This is a genomic window from Sedimentibacter sp. B4 (genome assembly GCF_000309315.1).
In the GTDB taxonomy this organism is placed as follows: Bacteria; Bacillota; Clostridia; order Tissierellales; family Sedimentibacteraceae; genus Sedimentibacter; species Sedimentibacter saalensis.
Genome location: NZ_CANG01000226.1, coordinates 1 through 395 on the forward strand (window position 1 = coordinate 1; position 395 = coordinate 395).

1 pseudogene is annotated in these 395 nt (G+C 72.9%); it reads left to right on the top strand.

Annotation, left to right across the window (positions count from 1 at the left end):
- Positions 1-395: pseudogene (locus tag BN358_RS26235) on the top strand (hypothetical protein); the annotation flags it as partial.

Sequence of the window (395 nt, forward strand, 5' to 3'; positions counted from 1 at the left end):
TCTCCCCGCTGCTGCCCTCCGACCCGCCGAAGGTCGGCGACTTCTGGCTGGACGCGCGGCTGGTTGCCGCCCCGGCCGGTGTGGCCTACATCGGGCACGACCAGGCCAACACCCCGACCATGCTGATCCTCCTCTCCGAGGGTGCTACGGCGGATGCAGGGGCCAGGGAGCGGTTCGCCGGCACGGTCAACCAGATGCACATCGACACCGTTCTGGCGCGCGGCGGGCACGGCCAGGGCGAGGGTCGGCTCGCCCGCCGCTTCACCGACGACCAGCACGACGACCCGCGGATCGGCGAAGAGACGCCGGCCACGCCGTGGGTCGCGCTCGCCTATGACGCCTCTCCCGCCTCGGCCGCGGAAGCGTCCCGGATCCTCGCCGAGGTCGCCCTGTCA